At 43.2% G+C, this 24,349-nt stretch carries 24 protein-coding genes; 18 read left to right on the plus strand and 6 right to left on the minus strand.

The genetic code is table 11. The annotated features are described in order from the left end of the window. Window positions 1-97 precede the first annotated feature (97 nt). From L884_RS0102010 to L884_RS0102060, 11 genes are read left to right on the plus strand one after another with little or no spacing between them, the layout of a single operon-like run. Complete coding sequence (locus L884_RS0102010; protein WP_028765922.1) at window positions 98-1,054, plus strand: YbgA family protein; 957 nt, start codon at window positions 98-100, stop codon at window positions 1,052-1,054. A gap of 49 nt (window positions 1,055-1,103) precedes the next feature. Then, the gene (locus tag L884_RS22560) at window positions 1,104-2,099 is read left to right on the plus strand and encodes a MerR family transcriptional regulator (protein WP_051435493.1); all 996 of its coding nucleotides are present in this window, start codon (window positions 1,104-1,106) and stop codon (window positions 2,097-2,099) included. Then, the gene (phrB, locus tag L884_RS21570; RefSeq protein ID WP_051435494.1) at window positions 2,092-3,621 is read left to right on the plus strand and encodes a deoxyribodipyrimidine photo-lyase; all 1,530 of its coding nucleotides are present in this window, start codon (window positions 2,092-2,094) and stop codon (window positions 3,619-3,621) included. The genes L884_RS22560 and phrB overlap by 8 nt, the downstream gene beginning before the upstream one ends. Window positions 3,622-3,647: 26 nt before the next feature. Further along, window positions 3,648-4,130 (plus strand): nuclear transport factor 2 family protein, encoded by a 483-nt coding sequence (locus tag L884_RS0102025; RefSeq protein ID WP_084221375.1) that lies wholly within the window; start codon window positions 3,648-3,650, stop codon window positions 4,128-4,130. Then, window positions 4,127-4,969 (plus strand): SDR family NAD(P)-dependent oxidoreductase, encoded by an 843-nt coding sequence (locus L884_RS21575; RefSeq protein WP_084221376.1) that lies wholly within the window; start codon window positions 4,127-4,129, stop codon window positions 4,967-4,969. The genes L884_RS0102025 and L884_RS21575 overlap by 4 nt, the downstream gene beginning before the upstream one ends. Next, complete coding sequence (locus L884_RS0102035; RefSeq protein WP_028765924.1) at window positions 4,966-6,246, plus strand: NAD(P)/FAD-dependent oxidoreductase; 1,281 nt, start codon at window positions 4,966-4,968, stop codon at window positions 6,244-6,246. Before L884_RS21575 ends, L884_RS0102035 begins: the two co-directional genes overlap by 4 nt. Then, window positions 6,243-7,016, plus strand: coding sequence for a DUF1365 domain-containing protein (locus L884_RS0102040; protein ID WP_037410163.1), 774 nt, complete (start codon window positions 6,243-6,245; stop codon window positions 7,014-7,016). Before L884_RS0102035 ends, L884_RS0102040 begins: the two co-directional genes overlap by 4 nt. Beyond that, a complete protein-coding gene (locus tag L884_RS0102045; protein ID WP_028765926.1) occupies window positions 7,016-8,269 on the plus strand; it encodes an SAM-dependent methyltransferase in 1,254 nt (417 codons plus the stop codon). Before L884_RS0102040 ends, L884_RS0102045 begins: the two co-directional genes overlap by 1 nt. 19 nt (window positions 8,270-8,288) lie before the next feature. Next, window positions 8,289-8,792, plus strand: coding sequence for a DUF2878 domain-containing protein (locus L884_RS0102050; RefSeq protein ID WP_028765927.1), 504 nt, complete (start codon window positions 8,289-8,291; stop codon window positions 8,790-8,792). Between the two features lie 33 nt (window positions 8,793-8,825). Further along, window positions 8,826-9,473, plus strand: a complete 648-nt coding sequence (locus L884_RS0102055) for a chalcone isomerase family protein (RefSeq protein WP_037410165.1) — start codon at window positions 8,826-8,828, stop codon at window positions 9,471-9,473. After that, entirely contained in the window at window positions 9,461-10,021 is a 561-nt protein-coding gene (locus tag L884_RS0102060) for a DUF3833 domain-containing protein (protein WP_028765929.1), read from the plus strand. Before L884_RS0102055 ends, L884_RS0102060 begins: the two co-directional genes overlap by 13 nt. 218 nt (window positions 10,022-10,239) lie before the next feature. Here L884_RS0102060 and L884_RS0102065 read toward each other — a convergent pair whose 3' ends face one another. After that, on the minus strand, window positions 10,240-10,584 hold the full coding sequence (locus L884_RS0102065; protein ID WP_028765930.1) for a DUF3634 family protein: 345 nt from the start codon (window positions 10,582-10,584) through the stop codon (window positions 10,240-10,242). Between the two features lie 156 nt (window positions 10,585-10,740). On the opposite strand from L884_RS0102065, the gene L884_RS23150 reads away from it, so the two are divergent. Together L884_RS23150 and cyaB are read left to right on the plus strand one after the other, a co-directional pair. Next, a complete protein-coding gene (locus L884_RS23150) occupies window positions 10,741-10,914 on the plus strand; it encodes a hypothetical protein (protein ID WP_169731768.1) in 174 nt (57 codons plus the stop codon). Window positions 10,915-11,065: 151 nt separating this feature from the next. Further along, window positions 11,066-11,629 carry a class IV adenylate cyclase gene (gene cyaB, locus L884_RS0102075; RefSeq protein WP_051435495.1) on the plus strand — a complete coding sequence of 188 codons (564 nt, stop codon included), beginning with the start codon at window positions 11,066-11,068 and terminating at the stop codon, window positions 11,627-11,629. A 221-nt stretch (window positions 11,630-11,850) separates the two neighbouring features. On the opposite strand, the gene L884_RS0102080 is transcribed toward cyaB, so the two are convergent. The 4 genes from L884_RS0102080 to aptA all read right to left on the minus strand — a co-directional run bounded on the left by L884_RS0102080 (window position 11,851) and on the right by aptA (window position 16,174). Then, window positions 11,851-12,573 (minus strand): TorF family putative porin, encoded by a 723-nt coding sequence (locus L884_RS0102080; RefSeq protein ID WP_028765932.1) that lies wholly within the window; start codon window positions 12,571-12,573, stop codon window positions 11,851-11,853. Between the two features lie 193 nt (window positions 12,574-12,766). Further along, window positions 12,767-13,147 (minus strand): cupin domain-containing protein, encoded by a 381-nt coding sequence (locus tag L884_RS0102085; RefSeq protein WP_028765933.1) that lies wholly within the window; start codon window positions 13,145-13,147, stop codon window positions 12,767-12,769. Window positions 13,148-13,226: 79 nt separating this feature from the next. Next, window positions 13,227-14,726: a CoA-acylating methylmalonate-semialdehyde dehydrogenase gene (locus L884_RS0102090; RefSeq protein WP_028765934.1), complete on the minus strand. Its 1,500-nt coding sequence runs from the start codon at window positions 14,724-14,726 to the stop codon at window positions 13,227-13,229. A gap of 107 nt (window positions 14,727-14,833) precedes the next feature. Then, entirely contained in the window at window positions 14,834-16,174 is a 1,341-nt protein-coding gene (gene aptA / locus L884_RS0102095; RefSeq protein ID WP_028765935.1) for an omega-aminotransferase AptA, read from the minus strand. A gap of 291 nt (window positions 16,175-16,465) precedes the next feature. Here aptA and L884_RS0102100 point away from each other — a divergent pair, with 291 nt between their 5' ends. Further along, the gene (locus tag L884_RS0102100; protein WP_028765936.1) at window positions 16,466-17,965 is read left to right on the plus strand and encodes an aldehyde dehydrogenase; all 1,500 of its coding nucleotides are present in this window, start codon (window positions 16,466-16,468) and stop codon (window positions 17,963-17,965) included. A 165-nt stretch (window positions 17,966-18,130) separates the two neighbouring features. Here L884_RS0102100 and L884_RS0102105 read toward each other — a convergent pair whose 3' ends face one another. Further along, complete coding sequence (locus L884_RS0102105) at window positions 18,131-19,438, minus strand: NAD(P)/FAD-dependent oxidoreductase (protein ID WP_028765937.1); 1,308 nt, start codon at window positions 19,436-19,438, stop codon at window positions 18,131-18,133. Window positions 19,439-19,685: 247 nt separating this feature from the next. Here L884_RS0102105 and L884_RS0102110 point away from each other — a divergent pair, with 247 nt between their 5' ends. From L884_RS0102110 to L884_RS0102125, 4 genes are all read left to right on the plus strand, one after another. Further along, on the plus strand, window positions 19,686-20,234 hold the full coding sequence (locus tag L884_RS0102110) for a cupin domain-containing protein (RefSeq protein WP_028765938.1): 549 nt from the start codon (window positions 19,686-19,688) through the stop codon (window positions 20,232-20,234). A 494-nt stretch (window positions 20,235-20,728) separates the two neighbouring features. After that, complete coding sequence (locus L884_RS0102115; protein WP_028765939.1) at window positions 20,729-21,490, plus strand: gamma-glutamyl-gamma-aminobutyrate hydrolase family protein; 762 nt, start codon at window positions 20,729-20,731, stop codon at window positions 21,488-21,490. 3 nt (window positions 21,491-21,493) lie between these two features. After that, complete coding sequence (locus L884_RS0102120) at window positions 21,494-22,843, plus strand: glutamine synthetase family protein (protein ID WP_028765940.1); 1,350 nt, start codon at window positions 21,494-21,496, stop codon at window positions 22,841-22,843. 316 nt (window positions 22,844-23,159) lie between these two features. Next, window positions 23,160-24,260: a polyamine ABC transporter substrate-binding protein gene (locus L884_RS0102125; protein ID WP_028765941.1), complete on the plus strand. Its 1,101-nt coding sequence runs from the start codon at window positions 23,160-23,162 to the stop codon at window positions 24,258-24,260. The last annotated feature ends 89 nt before the right edge of the window (window positions 24,261-24,349 follow it).

Here is a 24,349-nt window from a genome sequence, read left to right on the forward strand (position 1 = left end):
AAATAGTTGGATTTAAGGATAAATTAAAAACTTGTACAAAAAAATGATCCTTGTACAAGTATAGCGCGTAATGAACAGTCAATTAGGGAGTATGACTATGAGCCAATTTAATCCAGAACGAATCCAAATAGGAATAAGTGCTTGTTTGTTAGGTGAGAAAGTCCGTTTCGATGGCGGCCACAAAGCATCAAGTTATTGCCGCAAAGAGATTGCAGAGCATTTCGACTATGTACCAGTTTGCCCGGAAATGGCGATTGGTATGGGGGCTCCGCGTAAATCAATTCGCCTAGAGAAAGATGGCGATATCATTTTTGTGAAAAGTGCCGATGGTTCAGTAGATGTAACCGACAAACTCAATGAGTTTAGCGATAAAAAAGTAGCGCAACTTGATTTTTTAGGCGGCTATATTTTATGTGCTAAATCGCCGACCTGCGGAATGGAGCGTGTCACCGAGTATAAGTATGGCACTAACAACGGTTGGAAGTCTGGTATAGGGGTTTACGCACGCAAGTTGATGGAGCGATACCCACTGCTTCCAGTTGAAGAGGAAGGGCGTTTACATGACTTGCCTATTCGGGAGAACTTCTTTACCCGTGTTTATGCATACCATGATTGGCATATGCTCAAGGCGTCGGGCTTTACTAAGAGTAATATCTTAGATTTTCATGCCCGCTATAAGTATATGCTAATGGCTCATAATCCAAAGCTATACCGAGAGCTAGGGCCAAAGCTAGCAGATATGAGTGGCGATTTAGAAAAAATTGCCGACACTTACTTTACTCATTTTATGCAGATCTTAAAGATTAAAGCGACCCGAAAAAATCACACTAGTGCGCTGCAACATATACAAGGTTACTTTAAGAAGCATCTGTCGAGTGAGCAAAAGTCAGAGTTAGCTGAGTCAATATTGAAATATAACCAAGGTTTGCAGCCAATCCTTGTGCCTATTACCTTGATCAATCATTACTTACGTGAATTTCCAACACCTTATATTGCCAATCAAGTCTATTTAAACCCGCATCCGCAAGAGCTCAAATTGCGTTATGCCTATTAGTCAGTGTTTAACAATATTGACACTTGGTTTGGCTTAATAAGGGGGCTAAATGAGTAATGCTAAAACAGTGACTGAAGAACGCTGGGTTTCCATCGGTGATGCTGCAGAGCTTACTGGCGTGAACCCTGTGACATTGCGAGCGTGGCAGCGACGCTTTGGGTTAGTGACTCCGAAACGAACGGCAAAAGGTCATCGCTTGTATGGTCGTGAGCATTTAGCGCAAATAGAAGAGATCCTTTATTGGCTAAATAAGGGGGTGGCGATAAGCAAAATCAAACCTTTATTAGCAGATAAAGAGTTGGCCATTGCTGATAGCCAAGCGCTGAAAGTAACTGCATCAGAGCAAGCAGATTTGTGGCAGCAGCATATAAACCAACTTAATCAAAAGGTTATTAATTTTAATTCGCAAGGATTAAATGACAGCCTTAAGCAACTTTCAAGTTTGTATCCATTTTCTATTTTGCTGAACAAGCTTTATTGGCCTTGGTTGCGGTGCGTAGACAGCATACTCGAACAGCGTTTAGATGGTGCAGTGATCGAGTCTTGGCTTGTTGATGAGCTGGCATTTTATATTGCCCAAAAACGTCGCTTCGATAAGAAGGGGACGCCTAAATCTCCTATAAAGCCTGCGTTATTGGTGGCGCTTGAGCGCACAGACAAATGGTCCCCTTTGCTATTATCGGCAGAGTTAAGTTCCTATGGCGTCGAGCATCAACTGATAAGGCTCACCGATATTAAGTTGCTGTATTTGTTAGTGCATAGACTCAACATACGTCAGCTGTTTATCGCACCCCATGTACAATCTAGCGCGGCAGACATTCGTCAATATCAAGCTTTGCTGCAGCAGCTTTCTCAGCCTGCACCTCAAGACAATCAAAGCTTAGCCGAGGCGACTGAGTTGCAAGTGGTAAACGTTCATTTTGTCGGTATTCACGCAAATACCGTTAATCAGCAACTCGGACGCCAACGTGATTCTGTCGCTGAGTTATTGAGAAGTGAAGGTGCAATTGAGACTGACGAGCACCACGGGGGTAACAATGTCTAGGGAACAACAAAGTCACAATAGTCTGATGTGGTTTCGTCAAGATCTACGCTTACAAGATAATCAGGCTTTAGTTGCTGCTTGTGAGCATGCGCAGCAATTAAGCCTGAGGGGAGGGGAGCAGGCTAGCGGTAAAGTACGAGCGCTATTTTTTGCCACTCCCAAGCAATGGCAGCAACATGATGTCGCCCCAATACAGATAGATTTCATTGAAAGGCAGTTAAATGTTATCGCTCATGAGTTGGCTGAGCTCGGCATACCGTTTGATGTCATCCATGTTGCTGACTTTGACGAAGTGCCTGCGCTGTTAGCGCAATATCTCGACTATTGGCAAATAGAGCAAGTGTTTGCCAGTAGCGAACCTGAGTTTAATGAGCGTCAACGTGATAGAAAGGTGCTCGCCAGCGGGATCAAGCTCAAGCTGTTTAGCCAGCACTGCTACCTTACCCCCCTATCTGTGCGTAATCTAGCGGGTGATATGTATAAGGTGTTTACGCCTTTTGCTAAAAAGTGGCGTGATATTGCGAAGCAAACTCCAGTCAGCACAGTTGCAAAACCTACAGCGGTCGCTGAGCCTTTACCATTGCCGAGTGCAATAGAACTACGCTATCAAAAGCGCTGCAGCGATGGTTGGCAGGTAGGTGAGGCTGCGGCACATAAACAGTTACGTCAGTTTGCTAGGAGTAAAGTTTATGATTATCAAGCTGTACGTGACTTTCCTGCTATTGATGGCACCAGCCAAATTTCTGCCTATCTTGCTATCGGTATATTAAGTCCTGCGCAATGTTTGCAAGCGTTACTTGGCTATTATCCAGAAGCGCTGGTAGATGATGATAGCCCCGGTCGATGTTGGCTAAATGAGTTGATTTGGCGAGAGTTTTATCGGCATCTATTGATTGCTTTTCCAAGCTTATCCAAGGGAGCAAACTTTAATCGGTTAGCCGATCATGTTGCTTGGCGTAATGATCCACAAGAGTTTCAAGCTTGGTGTGAAGGTCGCACGGGTTATCCCTTGGTAGATGCGGCTATGCGTCAGCTAAATCAAACGGGCTGGATGCATAACCGATTACGCATGGTGACAGCGAGTTTTTTAACTAAGCACTTATTAGTTGATTGGCGTTGGGGCGAGCGTTACTTCAAACAAAACCTTATTGATGGTGATTTAGCAGCGAATAACGGCGGTTGGCAATGGTCTGCTGGAACTGGTTGTGATGCTCAGCCCTATTTTAGAGTGTTTAACCCTATATCTCAGTGTGAGAAGTTTGATCCTACAGGGGAGTTCATCCGTAAGTATCTACCAGAGCTGGATGGAGTGGATTTAAAGTTAATTCATAAACTTAAAATACCCTTTCAAGCTCAGCTTTTCGGTTGCGTAAGCTATTTTTCACCTATAGTTGAGCATAAGTTCGCAAGAAGCAGAGCCATTGCTCAATTGTCTGTTATGAAACGAGGTGCGACAACATCTCAAGCAACCGCTAACAACTCATCTCAACGAGTGCAGCAGACAAATACAGTCAACGCCTAGGCGGACTTAGATAAGGAGATTTTTGGATGACAGTGAATGTTGATGTATTACCGTCTCAAGTGTCGGCAGATGATGCTGTAGGTGTTGAGCATGCGTTAGTAGAGCGCTTCGTATCTTTATATCAACGATTGAATAAAGACAACTTACATCTGCTATCAGAGATCTACAGTGAAGACATTGAGTTTAGTGATCCCCTGCATCAGGTCTCAGGTTTACCAGCGTTGACTCAATACTTCGCTGCAATGTATCACAACGTTGCTTCAATTAAATTCGACATTCATCAGGTTATTCACGCTCAAGGTGCTGCCACGTTGCAGTGGACGATGACTTTCACTCACGGCAAATTAAATGGTGGGCAGCCGATAAGCCTTGAGGGCGTGAGCATGTTAGCGTTAAAAGACAAAGTTTATCGCCATCAAGACTTTTTTGATCTAGGCAGTATGTTATATGAACACATCCCGCTAATTGGAAGCTTGGTGAAGCGAATAAAAGCGAGGGCTTCACAATGAACACTTGCGCTAAACGTGTGTTAATAACTGGCGCTAGTTCAGGCATTGGTTTGCAATTGGCTCAAGATTACCTTGCAGATGGCTGGCAGGTGTATGCCTGTGGTCGTAACCCGCAAGCTTTGTCGCAATTAGCTGGCGCTGAAAGGCTGTTATTTGATGTCACTGATAATGAGCAAGTGCAGGCGCAAGCAAAAGCGTTAACTGCAAAAGGCGTTAACAGCTTTGACTTAGTGATATTGAATGCAGGAAGCTGCGAATATATCGACGACGCAAAACAGTTTGATGCAGAGCTGTTTGAGCGAGTGATCCGTACTAATTTAATCGCCATGGGCTATTGTTTGGCGGCATTTACGCCACTCATTAAAGCTGGTGGTCGTTTAGGCTTAATGGGGTCAAGTGCAGTGTATTTACCCTTCCCTAGAGCTGAGGCTTATGGTGCATCAAAAGCCGGTGTGCAATATTTAGCAAGCAGTTTAGCCATTGATTTGAAGCCTCACAATATTGGGGTCAGTGTGATTTGTCCTGGCTTTGTTAAAACCCCCTTAACCGATAAAAATGACTTTGCGATGCCGATGCGCCTGAGCAGTGAACAGGCCTCAAACGCTATTCGTCAAGGCTTAGCCAAAGGCGTTCGAGAGATCCATTTCCCTAAACGTTTTACATTGTTACTTAAATTGATCTCGCTGTTGCCGTTTAGTTGGTGGCAGCGAATTAATCAACCAAAGGCTGTGCAGGCAAATAGCGACTCTCAACAGCTAAAAGCTGCAAAGCCAAGCCCGCAAGCTCAAGATAATCACCAAAAACATCAGCCAGAAGAAGCGAATAAGGTGTCTCAATGAATATGGTCGAAAACAATAAGCAGCGTAAACGGATCGCAATCGTCGGTACAGGCATCTCTGGCTTGACTTGCGCGCATATTTTGTCGCAAAAGCATGAGGTAACCGTATTCGAAGCTAATGATTATATTGGCGGTCACACAGCAACAGTTGATGTTAACGTGGAGGGAAAAGATTACGCTATCGATACTGGTTTTATCGTATTTAACGACCGAACTTATCCTAGATTTGAACAGTTACTGGCTAGGCTTAATGTTAAACCATTAGCGACCGAAATGAGCTTTAGTGTGCATAACGCCATTACCGGACTGGAATACAATGGCAACACCATATCTAGCCTGTTTGCGCAGAAACGCAACCTATTTAGACCGAAGTTTTGGTCGCTTATTTTAGAAATTTTACGTTTTAATAAACTGTGTAAGCAAGCCTTTGCTGATGACAAGTATGAGTTTCAAACCTTAGGAGAGTTGTTGGATAGAAAAGGTTTTAGCGACTTTTTCAGTCAGCATTACATTTTGCCTATGGGCGCCGCGATTTGGTCTTCGAGCATTGATGATATGCGCGCGTTTTCGTTGCGCTTTTTTATCCAGTTTTTCCAAAATCACGGACTGTTGAACATAGCTGATAGGCCGCAGTGGTATGTGCTTCAAGGTGGTTCTCGTAGTTATATTCCCGATCTAATTGCACCGTTTAAAGAGCAAATACAGCTCAATAGCCCTGTCACGGCGATAACGCGCGAAAATGATGCCGTGCAACTGCAAGTTAACGCAGGTGAGTGGCAAGAGTTTGATGAAGTGGTCTTGGCTTGTCATAGCGACCAAGCGTTAGCAATGCTAAATGATGCCAGCAAGAATGAGCAAAATGTATTAGGAAAGCTTGCCTACCAAAATAATGAAGTTGTACTGCACACTGACGAGAACTTAATGCCTCAGCGTCCTGCTGCATGGGCTAGCTGGAATTACCGCTTAGATGGCGACACCGCCAAGCAAGCTTCTGTTACTTACAATATGAATATTTTGCAGCGTTTACCTGCTAATGCACCAACATTTTGTGTGACATTAAATCAATCAGAGTTGATCTCACCTAGCAAGGTATTACGTACATTTAACTATGCGCACCCAGTTTTCAACGAAGACAGTATGCAAGCACAGTCACAGCGCGATTTAATTTCAGGTGTCAAGCATACTCATTTCGCTGGAGCTTATTGGTATAACGGATTCCATGAAGATGGAGTGCACAGTGCATTTGATGTATGTGAAGCATTCGGGATGCGCCTATGAGTCGTGCACCGCTAGATACAGACGAGTTTATAAGCGGTGTTTATATTGGCAATGTCGCTCACAAGCGCTATCAGCCAAGTAAGCATGCGTTTAATTACTCGATGGTAATGTTAGGTATAGATCTCGATGAGCTAGAACGATTAGAAACGGTCAGTCGGGTGTTTTCGTCAAAGCGTTTAGCACCGCTTAGGTTTAAGCAGACAGATTATCTATCTCAGGATGCAGATACACTCGCGGATGATTTAAAAACCCGAGTCTTGCTTAAAGTTAAACTGCTAGGCGGTTTTGAAGCTTGCAACCGCGTGGTGTTTGTTGGTCAAGTGCGCCATTTTGGCATCTATTTTAGTCCGATAAATTGCTTTTTTTGTTATCAAAATGATGAGCCCAAATACTTACTTGCAGAAGTAAGCAATACACCATGGAATGAGCGCCATTATTATTTGGTTGATCTTGAAAATACTCAACCAACACAGAAGGCCTTTCATGTTTCACCGTTTATGGACTTAAACATGAAATATATCTGGCGGGTGACGGCACCTGCGGCAAAAGTCAGAGTTGGTATTGAAAATCGCAGTAGCGAAAAGCTATTCGACGCTAATTTGAGTTTAGTTAAACAACAAATCAGCGGTAAAAGTTTACGAGCCATGCTAGTTAACTTCCCACTAATGACATTAAAGATCGTCCAAGGGATTTATTGGCAAGCATTAAAACTATTTATTAAACGAGTGCCCTTTATTGGTCACCCAGGAAAGCCAGCGGAGAAAATATAATGGAAGATATCACCACAAAACATAATCTGACTGCTGAGCGTTTGCCTGATAGCCTTGCAAGAAAGCTTCTATTGGGTGTACTGCCAGGGTTAGCGCAAGGGCATCTATGCTTGATTGACGGCGATAAAAGCTATGAATTTGGCAGTAAAAAATCTGAGCTACACGCAACCATTGTGGTGCATAACCCGCGCTTTTACCGTCAAGTATTGTTGTCTGGTTCGATTGGGGCTGGCGAGGCGTTTATCCAAGCACATTGGTCAAGCCCAGATCTTACCAAAGTAGTGCAGCTGTTTGCCTGTAACCTACCCTTGCTTGATAAACTGGAACAAAAGTTATCTTGGCTGACCGCACCTTTTAGTCGGGTTGCTCATTTATTGAATCGTAATACCCAAGAGGGATCTAAACGTAATATTTTAGCTCACTATGATTTGGGTAATCAGATGTATGAGCAGTTCTTAGATAAAGACATGCTTTATTCAAGCGCGATCTATCCTCATTGCGGCGCAACGCTAGATGAAGCGCAGCAACATAAACTTAAAACCATTTGTGAGCGTTTAGATTTAAGCCCCGGACAAAGTCTACTGGAAGTGGGGACTGGTTGGGGCGCGTTGGCAATATATGCAGCAAAGCACTATGGCGTAAAAGTGACTACCACAACGATATCCGATGCCCAGTATGAATATGCCAAACAACGGGTTGAACAAGAAGGTTTGCAAGATTCAATCACCTTACTTAAAGATGATTATCGGATTTTAGGCGGTGAATATGATCGGGTGGTATCGATCGAAATGATCGAAGCTGTGGGTCATGAATATCTAGCTGGCTTTTTCAAAAAACTACAAAGTGTACTTAAGCCAAATGGACGCCTGCTGATCCAAGCAATTACTATTGCCGATCAGCGCTATGATAGCTACCGTAAAGGTGCTGACTTTATTCAACGTTACATTTTTCCTGGTGGCTGCTTACCTTCGGTAACGCGCATGTCTAATGAGTTAACTAAGCACACCGATTTCGTCACTTGGTCAGTGGATGATATGGGGCTGGATTACGCCAAAACACTCAAAGATTGGCACGATAACTTTGATGCCGCATTACCAAAAATCAAGGCGCTTGGATACGGAGATGACTTTATCCGCATGTGGAAGTTTTACCTAAGCTATTGCGAGGGGGGCTTTTTAGAAAGAACCACCAGTGCAGTACATTTAGTTGCAGTGCGTCCACAGTATCGTTTGCACCAAACCAATAACACATAGTTGATAGAGGCATCAAACTATGATGATGGCCAAAAGTAACCGATTAACTCAGTCACATTTAGCCCTTATCAATCTGCTTATGTTTCAAGCGGTTTGGTGGCTATCTGTGTTATATCAAAACCAGTCGCTGTGGTTGAGTGTAAGTCTGCTATTGGTGCATTTTGCGATTTCTAGTGATGTGCGCCAAGACGTGAGTTTAATCCTAAAAATTGCATTGTTTGGTTTTGCTTTTGACTGTGTGTTGATGTTTGTTGGTGTGTTTCAGTTCCAGCAATTTCCTTTCTGGCTGCTAGCAATTTGGTGCCACTTTGCTATTTCATTGCGTTATAGCTTGGCTTTCACACAAAAACTGAGCTGGCAAATAAATGCGATTCTTGGTGGTGTATTTGGCTGTTTAAGCTATCTAGCTGGAGCGCGATTTGAAGCGGTCTTGTTACCGCTTGAGTTATTGTCTAGTGCATTGATCCTGTTCTTTGTCTGGCTCGTAATGTTCCCTATGTTTGTTCATGTCAGTCATGCTTAACCCAAAGCCACTGATAGCAAGGGGAGTTTTATCATGGATGTTCAACCGGCCAACTCTCGGCTCTACTTTGACTACGTTAAGACAACGTTGTACGGATTGACAACTGCACTGGCGTTGATAAGTACTGCTGAAGCAAAAATAGTACAAGAGCTTACAGAGCAATTGCCGCAGGCTAACTCTTCGAGTATCAAGTTTGTTGCTCAATCGGCTTCAACGTCTTCATTTGAGCGCAAAGATCCAGTGTTTAAAGAGGTTGGTCGCGGTGAAATGCAGTGGTGGTGGTTTTCGCTTTATCGAGCCAGACTACTTACCTTGGATGGCGATTATAGCTCAGGTGAGTATCCGGTGATGCTCGACATTGAGTATTATCAAGATATTCCTAGCGCTCGTTTGGTTGAGGCGACACTCGATCAATGGCAACACATAGGGGTGAGTGAACAAGATCAACAACAGTGGCTATCAGCTATTAGTGCTGTTTGGCCGGATGTGACTGAGGGAGATAGCTTGTCGCTAAAGGTAATTAGTCCTGACTCGAGCCAATTTTATTTTAATGGCGAACCTTTGGCAGAGCCGTTACCAAAGGGTTTTAGTAACGATTTTCTAGCAATCTGGCTATCGGAACAAACAAGTCGCCCTGAGCTTAGAAAGCAATTATTAGGAGAGCTAGCATGCGACTGTTGAGCACCCTTGTAAACCGAGTCGTAAAACTGCTTTTCGCTGCAGTTGTTTTGTCACTAGTGACTGCATGTTCTAGCTCAGACATTAATGATTATCAGGGGACGACCCCAAATTTAGATCTAAAAACCTTTTTTGATGGCAAGCTGACTGCTCATGGCACAGTTCAGGACTTTAGCGGTAAAGTGACTAGACGTTTTACCGTTGAGATGTTGGCAAGTTGGCAAGGCAATCAAGGTGAGATCAAAGAGTGGTTTGTTTATGACGATGGTGAAAAGCAGATCCGAATTTGGAATATAACCGATCTTGGTAACGGCAATTACACTGGCACGGCCAATGATATTTTAGGTCAAGCTAAGGGACAAGCCGTTGGAATGGCATTGCAATGGCAATATGAAATGTTGCTCCCTGTTGATGACACTGAGTACCAAGTAGCCTTTGACGATTGGATGTTTTTAGTTGACGAAAACACCATTATTAATCGCAGTGACATTATCAAATTTGGTATTACAGTGGCTGAAGTCACTTTAGTGATAAGCAAAGTTAACGATTAACAAAGTGTACGATTTAGGACTTGAGTAGATGTTCACTGTTTTGATTGCTTTGCTAACTACAACTGCTTGCATAGCTGGTGAAATTTAGCTGAGTGCTTTAGCTAATATGGTTTATATCTAATGGAATAGCCAACAAGCAGCAAAAGCCTGAGTAAAGCAATTAAGTCACTACGGTTTCGTAGCAAGACTCACCCTTGCTACGAATTAAGCTTGATTGATTAAGACACTTTTTTACTATTATCAACCTGTTTTTTGTCATAGTATTCAAATGGAAATACATTTCTAATACGTTGAGCGATACCATCACTGACGTTAGCCGAGATATGTAAACGTACTCCATTAAGCTTTTCAGCTCTTACCGTGCAAGTGAGTTTATTTGACTTGGCGATAGCGCGGCACTCTTTGGCAAATTTTTCTGGAATTTTGCCTTTGTGGGAATCGAGTCGCCCCTCTTTAAAGTGCATCTCAAATATCGTTAATCCTTTTTTACCGCTAAAAATAAGCTTATAAATAATAAATACCGCAACAGCAATAAACACAATTTTGAGTAGGGTAGGAGTCATGGATATTCCTTTTCGATTAGTCACTTCTCGGCCTAAACCTAACATACTATTGAGCGTTGATATTTAAAAGGGCTTAGATTGGAATTTTAGCTGTAATCAAGCTAAGTTAGACAAGATTGTAAAATGGATTTCACTGGTAAAGTTAAGGAAAACACTATGTCGATATCTAATGCTGAACGTTGGCTGGAGTTATGCGAAAGGCAAGCTCAGTTAGTTGAAGGGCTTTCTAAAGCGTTTCCAGAGCGTTGCGAGCAACATCATCTGTTGAGTGAAAGTTGGCGAGAACTGGCCGATAAAATTGCCTGCGATAACAAAGGCTTTTGTGATTAAGCACTATAGATAACTAGGTGTGGTCTCGTTTTATTTGTGTATTTTTATAGGTTATTGACGCAATAAACTTGTGAGCCTCAGCGCTGCTGTCAAAAGGGGGATAGGGCATACTGCATAGTTCATCTTATTTGAAATTGCAGTAGGTAAAAAAGTGACCCATTTTGTCGGCAAATATGAAGTTGAGTTCAAATATCGTTTGCAGTCTAAAGCAGATTTTTTAAATCGCCTCAAGCAACTTCCAATAGAAATAAGGCTCGAAGATAACGCTGAATATGATTGTTATTTTGACCTAGCTGATCACGAGCTTAAGCAGCAAGGAAAAAGTGTTTGTATTCGGGAGATGCAGCCTTCAGGAATTAAGTTGTGGATTGTAAAAGGCCCGGAAGCTGACCGCTGTGAAGCTGTTGATATTAATGACGCAGATCGAGCCAAAAGCATGTTGCAAAACATGGGCTATCAATTGGTGCTTGAGTTACGCAAAACCCGCAGTATTTATTTTATTGGGGAGTTTCATGTCACAGTGGATAACCTCGCCGGTATTGGTGATTTTGCCGAACTGGCAATTATGACCGATGATGAATCGGCTCTTGCGCGTTATAAAGCGGAGTTGCTTGAGTTGGCTGCGGAGTTAGGCTTAACTCCAGAGATGCAAGAACATCAATCCTATCGCCAGTTGCAACAAGCTTTGCAAGCTAATGGCCAATCAGCCAGATAACCTGTATCGGTTAGCAATATCAATACGGTTTACTTTAGCATGCACAACAAGCGCTTATTTGTGTTTGCAAGCTATTATTGTGCTCTTCATTCTTTGCCTTGCCTCAAAACCGCTAAACTCTCGCTGAGTGACTAAATGTTTATATGGATTGGTATTATCCCCCTAATAAAAAACCGCCTCTCGGCGGTTTTTTATTAGGGAAGGAAACTAGCTAGGTGAACTTAAAAGGCGTAGCTTGCTGTAGCAAGCACGGTGCCGTCATTTCTCCATGGATCAGAAGAGCCGATGATATTGTCATCACTTAAGTTGGTATCAAGCCAAGCTAGCGACAAACCGACACCGCCAATTTCAGTTGATACGCCAATGGAGTAGTCAACATAGTCTTCTCCCCAATCATAATCAGCGCCGTCACCGTAGCTATAGCCAACGTGAGCATCAATACTCCAGTTTTCGCTGATCTCATAAGAATAATTAAGTTCTGTATAATTTAAAGATACATCAGCATTTGAGTAATCATTGGTGTACCACTGAGCAAGGTGGAAGCCTGCATAGTAAAGGCCTACATTGGCCTCTAAATATCTCGTGCTTTCATCTTGTCCTGGATAGGTATAGTAAGTCAGAGTAACGTCATATTCCCACTCTTCATCAGCACCAAAAGCTCCCCAATACCCAGCATAAACATCAATTTCAACGTCGGCATCATAGCTATCTTTATCAACATTACTTGCCCAAGCACCAAAGAATAGGCCGTTCTCTAGGCTGTAGTCTAAACTTCCTTGAAGTGCGAAGTCGCCGGCTGTTTGTGATACACCGCGGAAGCGATAATCATTAGTGATACTGATCTCGCCAGAGAATTCAGCTTGAGCTAGAGGGGCAAATAGTGCTGTAGAAAGGGTTAGACCGACAACTTGGGCAATCCGTTTGTTATTGAGTTTTTTATACACGGTAGTTTCTCCATTTTACACGTTGACTGTGATGCTTTGTTTTTAGTCTTATACTTGTTGCTATTCAGCAACCTGTGTTAAGCATCATTTGTTTTGCCAAACAGCAGCATATTGCTACGACCTCATGGCTGTAATACCAATCAACACAAGGTCAAATGAGTAAACCCTTATGTTGATTGGTATAAGTGATTCTCTAATTGTTTAACTGAGTGTTAGCTTCGAAAATCACATATACCTTCTGGCAGTTCTCTAGCACCTCCCAGGTGCCTTCAAACCCTGCTGGAATGACAAATCTGTCACCCGTTTTTACTGTGATACTGTGACCATTTTTATCGGTAACTTTGCTCGAACCCGATAAGATTTCACAGTATTCATGTTCGCTATACGCTACTTTCCAAGTGCCTATTTCGCTTCGCCAGACGCCTACATGGAACTGTTCGCAATCACTGGAATAGTGATTTTGCAGTTGCTGATTAGGATCACCTTTTATTATTTTTTCGGCATCAAGTTTATAGCGCTCGATGGCGCTGTTGAGCTTGGCAAAATTTAGGATTGAATCTATGTTTTTAACCATTAGTGCTATCCATTTTTACTGATAAGCAGTACTGCTAAGCTAAAGGAAAAAAGCGTAGCCTAAGCCACGCTTATTCTCGTTACTTCATTGTTGGCATTACAAATTCAGCTTTCGAGCCAGTATTGTTGCTTGAATGTGGCCAGCGAGCGGTAATGGCTTTGCGCTTGGTATAAAAACGTACGCCATCGGGACCATGCATATGTAGAGGGCCAAATAAAGAACGCTTCCAGCCGCCAAAACTATGAAAAGCCATCGGCACAGGAATGGGTACATTTACACCGACCATACCGACTTGCACGTTGTGACAGAAGTGACGCGCAGCCTCACCACTTTGAGTGAAGATGGCTGTGCCATTACCGAACTCATGATCGTTTATCAGCTGCAGTGCTTCGCTGTAATCTTTTACGCGCACGATAGCGAGTACTGGGCCGAAGATCTCTTCCTTATAAATGGTCATCTCGGGGGTGACATGGTCAAACAGGCAACCACCCAAGAAGTATCCTCGCTCATGGTCGGTTACAGATAGTTGGCGTCCATCGGCGAGTAATTGAGCCCCCTCTGCAACACCGGTGTTAACATAGTTGCTGACCTTTTCTAAATGCTGTGCAGAGATCAGTGGTCCCATGTCCATCTCTGGCGTAACGCCATTTCCGACTTTAAGGGCTTTGATTTGCGGCAGTAGTTTTTCAACTAATGCATCACCTGACTCTCCTACGGCCAATACCACAGATATTGCCATGCAGCGTTCACCTGCACTGCCATAAGCTGCCCCCATTAAAGCGCCAACAGCTTGATCAAGATCCGCATCAGGCATCAATAGCATATGGTTTTTGGCGCCGCCTAAAGCTTGAACTCGTTTACCGTGTGCAGATGCTGTTGAATAGATATATTCGGCAATTGGGGTAGAACCAACAAAGCTTACTGCTTGCACATCTGCATGTGTAAGAAGAGTATCAACCGCTTCTTTATCACCATTAACGACATTGAATACACCATTGGGAAGGCCTGCCTCAGTGAGTAGCTCCGCCATACGCATAACTGAACTTGGATCTTTCTCCGATGGCTTCATGATGAAGGTGTTACCGCAGGCGATAGCAATAGGGAACATCCACATTGGCACCATTACAGGGAAGTTAAATGGTGCAATGCCAGCCACAACACCAAGTGATTGGTTAAGGGTCCATGCATCAACACCACCGCCAACTTGCTCTGTATGCTCACCTTTTAATAGGTGGGGAATGCCGCAGGCAAACTCCACAACTTCTAGGCCACGAATGATCTCACCTTTAGCATCTTCAAGCACTTTACCGTGCTCTCGAGTTATAAGTTCTGCTAGCTCATCCATGTTGGCTTCAACCAAGGCTTTAAATTTAAACAGAACACGAGATCGGTTGAGAGGTGTCACTTTAGACCATGACTCATGGGCTTTTTTAGCCAGTTCAATGACGCCTGCCACTTCAGCTGCACTTGCTAAAGATACTGTACCGCGCTGCTCTCCGGTTGCTGGCTCAAAAAAGGCTTGAGTACGTTGGCTTGCTGCGGAATGGCTGCCGTTAATGTAGTGGTTAATGATATGCATAACGCAAAAATCCTAATTCTATCGCCTGTAGGGGCTTATTTATTGATAGTGGTAATGGCGCAACCAAAGCCATGACTCAACTGCTAGTCATAGGCTTTGGCGTTGTCCTAGCCTATGGCTTTAATGGCATCGCCAAGGGTATTAATAATCTGATCTATCTGCTGCTTGTCGACTATGAGCGGAGGTGAGATCGCGATAATGTCACCCGTGGCGCGCACTAATGTGCCATTAGCAAAGCAATGTTCGAAAATGCCGAAGCCGCGTTTACCTATACCGTGTTCGCTCGGGGCAAATTGAATGCCTCCAACCAAACCCGTGTTTCGAATATCAATCACATTTGGCAGGCCTTTTAGGCTATGCACTGCTTCTTCGAAGTAACCTTCTAGCTCTTTAGTTCGTTCAAATAGTTTTTCATTTTCATAGATATTGAGAGTGGCAAGTGCAGCCGCTGCAGCTACCGGATGGCCGGAATAGGTGTAACCATGAAACAGTTCAATCGCATTTTCAGGGCCTTGCATACAGGTATCATAAATATTGTCATCAACCAGAACTGCGCCCATAGGGATAGCGCCATTATTTAGGGCTTTGGCTGTGGTAATTATGTCTGGAACTACGCCCCAGCGCTGGCTAGCAAAAGCATCGCCAACACGGCCAAAAGCGGTAATAACCTCATCGAATATCAATAGAATGCCGTGTTTTTTAGTGATTTCGCGCAGCTTTTGTAGGTAACCTTCTGGTGGCAGAATCACGCCTGCAGAGCCGGACATTGGCTCAACAATTACAGCGGCAATGTTTTCTGCACCATGGAGCGCTACAAGTTGTTCTAGGACTTCTGCTTTTTCTGCTCCTGTTTTAGGCATACCACGGCAAAACGCATTGTCTTTGATGTCGAGTGTATGGGGCAGGTGGTCAACACCTTGCAGCAGCTGCTGGTTAAAGGTCTTACGGTTATTGCCAATTCCGCCAACTGAAATACCGCCGAAGCCCACACCGTGGTAACCCAACTCACGACCAATAAAGCGAGTTCGCGTTGCTTCTCCGTTAGCACGGTGATAGGTGAGTGCGATTTTTAACGCACTATCGACAGATTCAGAACCTGAGTTGGTGAAGAAGGCTTTATTTAACCCTTTAGGGCTGATTTGGGCTAGGCGCTCGGCGAGTTCAAAGGCTAAAGGGTGGCCCATTTGAAAAGAGGGCGCGTAGTCCATTTCATGGATCTGCTTGCTCACCGCTTCAGAGATCTCTTTACGTCCGTGTCCTGCGTTACAGCACCACAAACCTGCTGTGCCGTCTAATATGGGGCGACCTGCGACATCTTTATAGTACATACCTTCAGCATGAGCGAGCATTCGTGGGCTCGACTTAAATTGCCTATTTGCCGTAAACGGCATCCAGTAATGTTCTAATGACTTTGTATCGCCTTGATTGTGAGTCTGTGGATCTGCCATATCATCTACCTTGATTCAGTTCATTATTGTTTTTAGAGGCTATTAACTTTCATCTGTTGCTTTTTTAGGCAAGCGGTCGATATTTGCTATGCTATGTCAGAAATAATGAACATGAAAGCTTTTTGTGCATTTATTTGTAGCAAAAATGAAGTTTTTGTAAAAAATATTGAAATTAACCCATCAATAAGCGTAATCTTTAGCCACACCTTATTGCGTCAAATCACCGATAAAAGGCGGTTTAGCTGCATTAACAGTCATTCTAATTATTATATTCAGTGTTAAGAGGTCATCATGAGCACACCAAAGAGCCGCATGCAGTGGCAAGCATTAGCAGATTCTATGTCGATTAACGGTTCCGCTTTTATTGCGGGCGAGTATCTTGATGCACAGTCAAAATTGACGTTCGATTGTATTAGTCCGATAGATGGTAGAGTTTTAGCTAAAGTGGCGAGTTGTGATGAGGCTGATGCAAATATCGCGGTGCAAAATGCGAGAGAAACATTTAAAAGTGGTGTTTGGGCAAATCTTGCGCCAGTGAAGCGTAAACAAATCATGCTCCGTTTTGCAGAGCTGTTAGAACAACATGCAGATGAGTTGGCGTTATTGGAAACCTTAGATATGGGAAAACCAATCCAATATTCTAAGGCTGTTGATGTGGCGGGAGCAGCGCGTGCCATTCGCTGGTCTGGCGAAGCCATTGATAAAATTTACGATGAAATTGCGCCAACAGCGCATAATGAAATTGGCATGATCACCCGTGAAGCTGTTGGTGTGGTAGCGGCAATTGTACCTTGGAACTTCCCAATGCTTATGGCGTGTTGGAAGTTAGGTCCTGCATTAGCTACTGGTAATAGCGTGGTATTAAAACCTTCTGAAAAGTCGCCACTTACTGCTATTAGGATGGCGCAAATTGCAATTGAAGCTGGCCTGCCAAAGGGGGTATTAAATGTGCTTCCAGGTTTTGGTCATACAGTGGGTAAGGCATTGGCACTGCATATGGATGTCGACACGTTAGTCTTTACCGGTTCTACCAAAATCGCCAAGCAACTTATGATTTATGCGGGCGAGTCTAATATGAAGCGTGTTTGGTTAGAGGCTGGCGGTAAGAGTCCAAATATCATTTTTAATGATGCCCCTGATCTCAAAAAAGCGGCTCAAGCAGCAGCATCAGCGATTGCTTTTAATCAAGGTGAAGTCTGCACGGCTGGCTCTCGCCTACTAGTAGAGTCTGGTGTTAAGGATGAGTTGATCGCCTTAATTGCTGAGGAGCTTAAGAGCTGGACACCGGGACATCCCTTGGACCCTAGCACCACATCAGGTGCCGTTGTCGATAAACAACAGCTAGATAATGTGTTGGGTTATATACAGTCGGGAGTTGATGAAGGTGCGACCTTAAATCACGGTGGCTCTCAAGTAATGCAGGATACCGGTGGTGTTTATATTGAGCCGACAATTTTCTCTAATGTAGAAAATAAAATGACAATCGCCAAAGAAGAGATTTTTGGTCCGGTGTTATCGGTGATTACATTCGATGGTATGGAGCAAGCGATAGAGATTGCCAATGATACGATTTATGGCCTTGCTGCTGGGGTCTGGACATCAGATATCAATAAAGCCCATAAGACAGCTAAGGCGATCCGTAGTGGTATGGTTTGGATTAACCATTATGATGGCGGTGATATGACAGCGCCTTTTGGAGGCTATAAGCAGTCTGGTAACGGCCGTGATAAATCGCTGCACGCTTTTGATAAGTACACAGAGATTAAGGCGACATGGTTAGTTTTGGAGTAGAGCAACTATGCTCTTCACTCGTTGCCTTGTCTCAGTGCCGCTAAATTCTCGCTGAGCGACCAAATCTTTATACTAATTGGTATCATATTAACGCTAAAAGCCCCAAAGCAATGTTTGGGGCTTTTTATATTTTTGGGGATAGCGTTAGCTTTGATAAAGCTGAGGTTAGAAAATATCTTTAAATCTATGATAAAGCATTCCCATTGCCAGTAATGGAGAGCGTAAATGGCGTCCGCCTGGAAATGTCATATGCGGGATTTGCGCGAAAATATCAAAACGCTCAGCTTGAGTGGTAATGGCTTCGGCAATTAACTTCGCAGCCATATGGGTAGCATTGACTCCATGACCAGCATAAGCCTGTGCATAGAAAATATTTTTAGCATCGGGTAGGCGACCTATTTGTGGCAACCGATTTGCGCCAATACCAATCATACCTCCCCATTCGTAATCGATGCGTACGCCTTTTAATTGGGGGAATACTTTTTCTAGGTTAGGTCTAAGGGCGGCTTCAATGTCTTTAGGATCTTTACCTGAATAAGTACAAAGCCCGCCGAAAAGTAAACGATTATCTTCAGATAGATGGTAGTAATCTAAATCAACTCTGAGATCAGCGAAAGCCATGTTTTGTGGGATAATTGCGTCACATTGCTCTTGAGTGAGTGGCTCAGTCGCTAAAATATAAGTACCAGCGGGGAGCACCTTGCTGCCAATGTTTTCTTCTAAATCGACGCCTAAATACGCGTTACCAGCAAGGACTAAATATTGGCAATTGACCTCACCATGCTCGGTGAGGACTTTAGGTTTATCGCCTTTAATTATTTTTTTAGCCGCACTGTATTCAAACATCTTTACTCCTAAGCTACGAGCGACTTTGGCTTCACCTAGGGCTAAGTTAAGTGGGTGCAGGTGACCACTCGCCATATCGACTAAGGCACCTTGGTAAAAGTCAGACCCTATGACTTCTCCTATGCGCGACTTATCTAATAAGGTCATGTTTTGGCCATAACCTATACTATTTAAGTGTTCAAAATCTTCTTCAAGTTCTCGCATATGACGAGAACGAATCGCTAAGTCACAGTAACCCATTTGTAAGTTACACTCGATGTTATGCTCAGCGACGCGTTGTCTGACAATATCTACGGCTTCAAAGCCCATTTGCTCTATCGCTTTGACTCCTTCGCTGCCGATGATATCGTGGAATTGGTTGATATCGTGACCTATGCCGCGGATCAACTCCCCCCCATTACGCCCTGAAGCGCCCCAGCCAATGCGCTTTGCTTCCAGTAGGGCAACTGAAAATCCTTTCTGCGCTAGTTCAATCGCAGTATTTATGCCACTAAAGCCGCCACCGACGATACAAACATCCACATTTAACACTTCTTCTAGACGTGGTGATGGGTGTAAATTATTTGCTGTCGCAAAGTAATAGGATGCGGGGTATTGCTCGCTATGTACCGGATTTTTAGTTAGCATATCATCTCCAAATGTATGTTTTTATTGTAAATTGGACGTGGCTCGGTAATATACTTGGTTGTACTAGAAATAAATTATTTACAGATGTTCGTTATTTTTAACACGCTTTCCTGTAGAATACAAATTGCTCAGTAAAAGTTATGGTCTAGAATTTTAAAGGCCATGTTTAAAACAAACTGAGACAGGTTTGTATCGCTCTACATGTTGTTGGAGACGGAGAAAGATAACTTCAATTAGGGGAAAGATTTTGGATATTGGAGAAAGCCTGAAAAGGGTTCGAAAAGAGAAGGGGTTGTCCCAGCGAGAGTTGGCTAAACGAGCAGGTGTCACCAATAGTACAATCTCGATGATCGAGAAAAATAGTGTTAGCCCCTCAGTTAGCTCACTTAAAAAGGTGCTTTCAGGTTTACCTATGTCTTTAGTGGAGTTTTTTTCTATTGAAGACACACAAGAGACTGAGCAAAAAGTGGTATACCGCCAAGATGAGTTACTTGATATTGGCGATGGCGTACTTGATTTTAAGCTGATTGGTCGAGATTTCCCAAATCGTGCTATGTCAGTAATGAGCGAAACTTACCCTCCAGGTTCGGACACTGGTATTGAAATGTTAAAGCATGAAGGTCAAGAGGCGGCTATGGTCATTGAAGGCCGGTTGGAGTTGACAGTCGGTGATGAAGTTTTCGAGCTGAATGAGGGGGATAGTTACTACTTTAATAGTGAGTTACCTCATCGTTTTCGTAATCCATTTGACGTGCCATGTAGAATAGTAAGCGCCACAACCCCTGCAAATTTCTAATTATTCTAGTTAACTTTTGTAAAGCTAGCTTACCGTAGAGTCTACTGATTTCTTTACGGTAACTAGCTTGCTAACAGTATCATTATTCAGTTTTTCCTCTTTTAGTGACATTACCCGCTAGCTCTATCTGCCTGATGCTGTTTTTATGTTCTTATGTAAATAATATAAAGCATTCGCTCTATGTAAGTGTGAGCAATATCAAATCGGATTGATATACTTTTATGGCATAAAAAACACATTTTCATTAACTTTAGGAAAAGTTTAATAAAAAATAACAACTATAAGCTATTGATTTTTATCGGCTCGATCTATCTTTTTGCGTTTTTTAACAATCATTTCACCTCCCCCCTTGCCTCAGTTATTGTTTCAGTGTAGTGTGTGAAAAAATGAACATTTGGGGAGTAAGTGTTCATTATTCAACATTTCGTAAATCAAGATAAAAACTATTTAAAAATAATTCTAAAAATTACGAAGACAAGGATTGAAGGTGTTTTATGTCGGAAGTAGGACTTGCAGTGGTTGGTGTGACTGCATGCAATCAGCAATTAGGCTTGCATCCTTTTAATATCGTAGGTGAGAAGTACCTGTTAGCGATAGCGGATGCGACACATTCCTGGCCACTCGTTATCCCTGCACTCGGGCACTGCCCTGCAGAGGTCATTTTATCTCGTCTGGATGGGATCTTGTTTACCGGTTCTCCCTCAAATATTGAACCACATCACTATGATGGTCCTGTTAGCGAAGAGGGAACACATCATGATCCTAAACGTGACGCTACCACTTTGCCTTTGCTCAAAGCTGCGATTGATGCAGGGGTACCTGTATTAGCCATTTGTCGTGGCTTTCAAGAAATGAATGTTGTGTTTGGGGGGGGCTTACATCAAAAGTTGCATGAGATTGGTGGTTTTATTGAGCATAGAGAAGACAAAAGCCAACCCGTAGACGTGCAATACGGTATTTCACATGAGGTTCAAATTGAGCCTGGAGGACTGCTTCACGAGGCGTGGGGCCGCAGCTCTGCAGAGGTGAACTCTGTCCATACTCAAGGTGTAAATCGCCTTGGGCTTGGGTTGCGGCCAGAAGCTTATTCAAGTGATGGTTTGATAGAAGCTTTTTCTGTCAAAGAAGCAAAAAATTTTGCACTAGGTGTGCAGTGGCATCCGGAGTGGAAAGTTCTCGACAGTCCTTTCTATACCGCAATTTTTGAGGCCTTTAATAAAGCATGTCAACGCCGTGCAGCGAGCAGAGTGAAATAAAAAATGAAAAAGTTAGTCAGCTACTTAAAAGAACAAAAAATTACTGAAGTTGAGTGTGTCGTTTGTGATATGACCGGGATTGCCCGTGGCAAGATTGCACCGGTTGACAAGTTTATCGACGAAAAGGGCATGCGCTTACCAGAGAGTGTGTTACTGCAAACAGTAACAGGCGATTATGTTGATGATGAGTCTTATGATGCTTTATTGGATGAAGCTGATATTGATTTTGTGTGTGTTCCTGATGAAGATGCGGTATTTAAATTGCCATGGACTATAGAAGCTACAGCTCAGGTGATTCATGATACTTATGACAAAATGGGGAACCCGATAGAGTTGTCTCCACGTAACTTACTTAAGAAAGTGCTGAGGCTTTATGAAGACAAAGGTTGGAAGCCCGTTGTCGCTCCTGAGATGGAATTTTATTTAACCCGCATTAATGAACATCCTGATCACCCGCTAACACCACCTGTTGGACGTTCTGGTCGTCAAGAATCAGGACGTCAATCATTCTCTATCGATGCTGCCAATGAATACGATCCACTGTTTGAGGATATGTATGACTGGTGTGAAGAGCAGGGCTTAGATATCGATACCTTGATCCATGAAGAAGGCACTGCGCAGATGGAGATTAACTTCTCCCACGGTGATGCGCTTTCGCTAGCTGATCAGGTGTTTGTATTTAAACGTACGCTGCGTGAGGCTGCACTTAAGCATAATGTTTGTGCCACTTTTATGGCTAAGCCTGTAACGAATGAACCGGGCAGTGCAATGCATTTGCACCAAAGTATTGTTGATGTGAAGTCAGGTAAAAATATATTTTCCAATGATGACGGTACTAAGAGCCCACTGTTTTATAGCTATATCGGTGGTTTGCAAAAGTTTATTCCTGAGTTGTTGCCTCTATTTGCGCCAAACGTTAACTCGTTCCGTCGTTTCCTGCCTGGTGCTTCAGCGCCTGTAAACCTTGAGTGGGGTGAAGAGAACCGTACTTGTGGGTTACGTATTCCGGAATCTTCGCCACAAAACTTACGTATTGAAAACCGTATTGCAGGTGCTGATGCGAATAGTTACTTGTCGATTGCTGCAAGTTTACTTTGTGGCTATATGGGCATGGTAGATGATGTAAAACCATCGACACCAGTTCAAGGACGTGCGAATGAGACTCGTGGAGGGGCGGCATTGCCTTTAACCCTTGAGGAAGCCTTGGCAATAATGGCCGAAAGCTCGGCGTGTCGAGAGTATTTGGGGGATATCTTTACTAATGGATATATCGCAGTAAAGCAGGCTGATTTAGAAAATTATCGCCGTGTAATTAGCTCTTGGGAGCGTGAATTTTTGCTACTGACGGTATAAAAAATATGGCAGCGGTGGCTTTGGGGAGACAGCGCTGTATATAAAAGTGATTGCAATATGTAAAAGGAGTTATTCATACAGATAACATTTTTAAGAGTGTTATCTATATGAAAACTGTAAAGCAGTACCACACTGCCGATGCGGTTTTTCGGGTGTAGCATTGGTGAATAATAAAAACGAAAACCAATCAATACAAACAAGTGTTCGTAGAGTTGAGCGACTTCTGACATTGATAGGTTTAAAGCCGAGAATACGGCAACACATTGAATGGACAGCAGAGGCGGATTTCCTGCTGCTACGCTATATAGGAGAAAGCATGAAACTATTAAAAAAAGCGACCACACTTGCCCTCGTCACAGCAAGTGTAATGGCCTCGTCGACAACTTATGCTGAAGAAGTCGTTAGAGTGTATAACTGGTCTGATTATATTGCTGAAGATACCTTAGATAATTTTCAAAAAGAGACAGGTATTCGTGTTATCTATGATGTATTTGATAGCAATGAAGTCGTTGAGGCTAAATTACTTTCTGGCCGTTCTGGATACGATATTGTCGTTCCATCAAATAGTTTCTTGGCTAAACAAATTAAAGCGGGTGCTTTTCAAAAGTTAGATTCTAATCTATTACCAAATCATAAAAATTTAAGCCCTGAGTTGATGACTCAATTAGAGGTTGCAGATCCAGGTAATCAATATTCTGTTCCTTATCTTTGGGGCACAAACGGAATTGGTTATAACGTAGACAAAGTTAAAGCAGTATTGGGAGATGATGCACCTGTTGATTCATTAGAACTGCTATTTAATCCTAAGTATGCTGAAAAAGTATCTCAATGTGGCCTATCAATGTTAGATAGCGCTGATGAGATGATCCCAATGGCACTTATTTATCTTGGACTTGATCCAAACAGCACTAAAGCTGATGACTTTAAGAAAGCCGGTGAGGTGTTAGCGAAAGTGCGCCCTTACATCACCTATTTCCATTCATCGCGTTATATCACTGATTTAGCAAATGGCGATATCTGTGTAGCCTTTGGCTATTCTGGCGATATTTTCCAAGCAGCAGATCGCGCCGATGAAGCAGAAAATGGTAATACCATCGAGTATTCAATCCCTAAAGAAGGATCAAACCTATGGTTTGACATGATAGCCATTCCTGCTGATGCAGCTAATGTGAAAAACGCTCATACCTTTATTAATTATCTACTGCGTCCAGAGGTTATAGCGCCAATCACAAATTACGTGGCTTATGCCAACCCTAACGTACCTGCTCGACCTTTAGTCGATGAAGATGTGCGTACTAACACCTCTATTTACCCGACCAAAGAGGTTCTCGATCGCTTGTATGTAGGTGATGTTCGTCCTATGAAATCACAGCGCACATTGACCCGTGTGTGGAGCAAAGTGAAGTCAGGTTATTAAGCCGTTAGGGCAAGGCAATGCCTTGCCCTTTTAGGAACTGAACATAATGCAGAGCTAGTTTGTTGTAGGTGAATTTATAAAAAGAGCAT

It is taken from the genome of Shewanella fidelis ATCC BAA-318, assembly GCF_000518605.1.
Classification (GTDB): Bacteria; Pseudomonadota; Gammaproteobacteria; order Enterobacterales; family Shewanellaceae; genus Shewanella; species Shewanella fidelis.

Excerpts from the sequence above, each read along its gene's own strand:
- L884_RS0102060 (WP_028765929.1), top strand. The coding sequence starts at position 9,461 with ATGCGACTGTTGAGCACCCTTGTAAACCGAGTCGTAAAACTGCTTTTC.
- phrB (WP_051435494.1), top strand. The coding sequence starts at position 2,092 with ATGTCTAGGGAACAACAAAGTCACAATAGTCTGATGTGGTTTCGTCAA.
- L884_RS0102100 (WP_028765936.1), top strand. The coding sequence starts at position 16,466 with ATGAGCACACCAAAGAGCCGCATGCAGTGGCAAGCATTAGCAGATTCT.
- L884_RS0102105 (WP_028765937.1), bottom strand. The coding sequence starts at position 19,438 with ATGCTAACTAAAAATCCGGTACATAGCGAGCAATACCCCGCATCCTAT.
- L884_RS0102040 (WP_037410163.1), top strand. The coding sequence starts at position 6,243 with ATGAGTCGTGCACCGCTAGATACAGACGAGTTTATAAGCGGTGTTTAT.
- L884_RS0102125 (WP_028765941.1), top strand. The coding sequence starts at position 23,160 with ATGAAACTATTAAAAAAAGCGACCACACTTGCCCTCGTCACAGCAAGT.
- L884_RS0102065 (WP_028765930.1), bottom strand. The coding sequence starts at position 10,584 with ATGACTCCTACCCTACTCAAAATTGTGTTTATTGCTGTTGCGGTATTT.
- L884_RS23150 (WP_169731768.1), top strand. The coding sequence starts at position 10,741 with ATGTCGATATCTAATGCTGAACGTTGGCTGGAGTTATGCGAAAGGCAA.
- L884_RS0102055 (WP_037410165.1), top strand. The coding sequence starts at position 8,826 with ATGGATGTTCAACCGGCCAACTCTCGGCTCTACTTTGACTACGTTAAG.
- L884_RS21575 (WP_084221376.1), top strand. The coding sequence starts at position 4,127 with ATGAACACTTGCGCTAAACGTGTGTTAATAACTGGCGCTAGTTCAGGC.
- L884_RS0102115 (WP_028765939.1), top strand. The coding sequence starts at position 20,729 with ATGTCGGAAGTAGGACTTGCAGTGGTTGGTGTGACTGCATGCAATCAG.
- L884_RS0102120 (WP_028765940.1), top strand. The coding sequence starts at position 21,494 with ATGAAAAAGTTAGTCAGCTACTTAAAAGAACAAAAAATTACTGAAGTT.
- L884_RS0102045 (WP_028765926.1), top strand. The coding sequence starts at position 7,016 with ATGGAAGATATCACCACAAAACATAATCTGACTGCTGAGCGTTTGCCT.
- L884_RS0102025 (WP_084221375.1), top strand. The coding sequence starts at position 3,648 with ATGACAGTGAATGTTGATGTATTACCGTCTCAAGTGTCGGCAGATGAT.
- L884_RS0102090 (WP_028765934.1), bottom strand. The coding sequence starts at position 14,726 with ATGCATATCATTAACCACTACATTAACGGCAGCCATTCCGCAGCAAGC.
- L884_RS0102035 (WP_028765924.1), top strand. The coding sequence starts at position 4,966 with ATGAATATGGTCGAAAACAATAAGCAGCGTAAACGGATCGCAATCGTC.
- L884_RS22560 (WP_051435493.1), top strand. The coding sequence starts at position 1,104 with ATGAGTAATGCTAAAACAGTGACTGAAGAACGCTGGGTTTCCATCGGT.
- aptA (WP_028765935.1), bottom strand. The coding sequence starts at position 16,174 with ATGGCAGATCCACAGACTCACAATCAAGGCGATACAAAGTCATTAGAA.
- L884_RS0102085 (WP_028765933.1), bottom strand. The coding sequence starts at position 13,147 with ATGGTTAAAAACATAGATTCAATCCTAAATTTTGCCAAGCTCAACAGC.
- L884_RS0102010 (WP_028765922.1), top strand. The coding sequence starts at position 98 with ATGAGCCAATTTAATCCAGAACGAATCCAAATAGGAATAAGTGCTTGT.
- L884_RS0102050 (WP_028765927.1), top strand. The coding sequence starts at position 8,289 with ATGATGATGGCCAAAAGTAACCGATTAACTCAGTCACATTTAGCCCTT.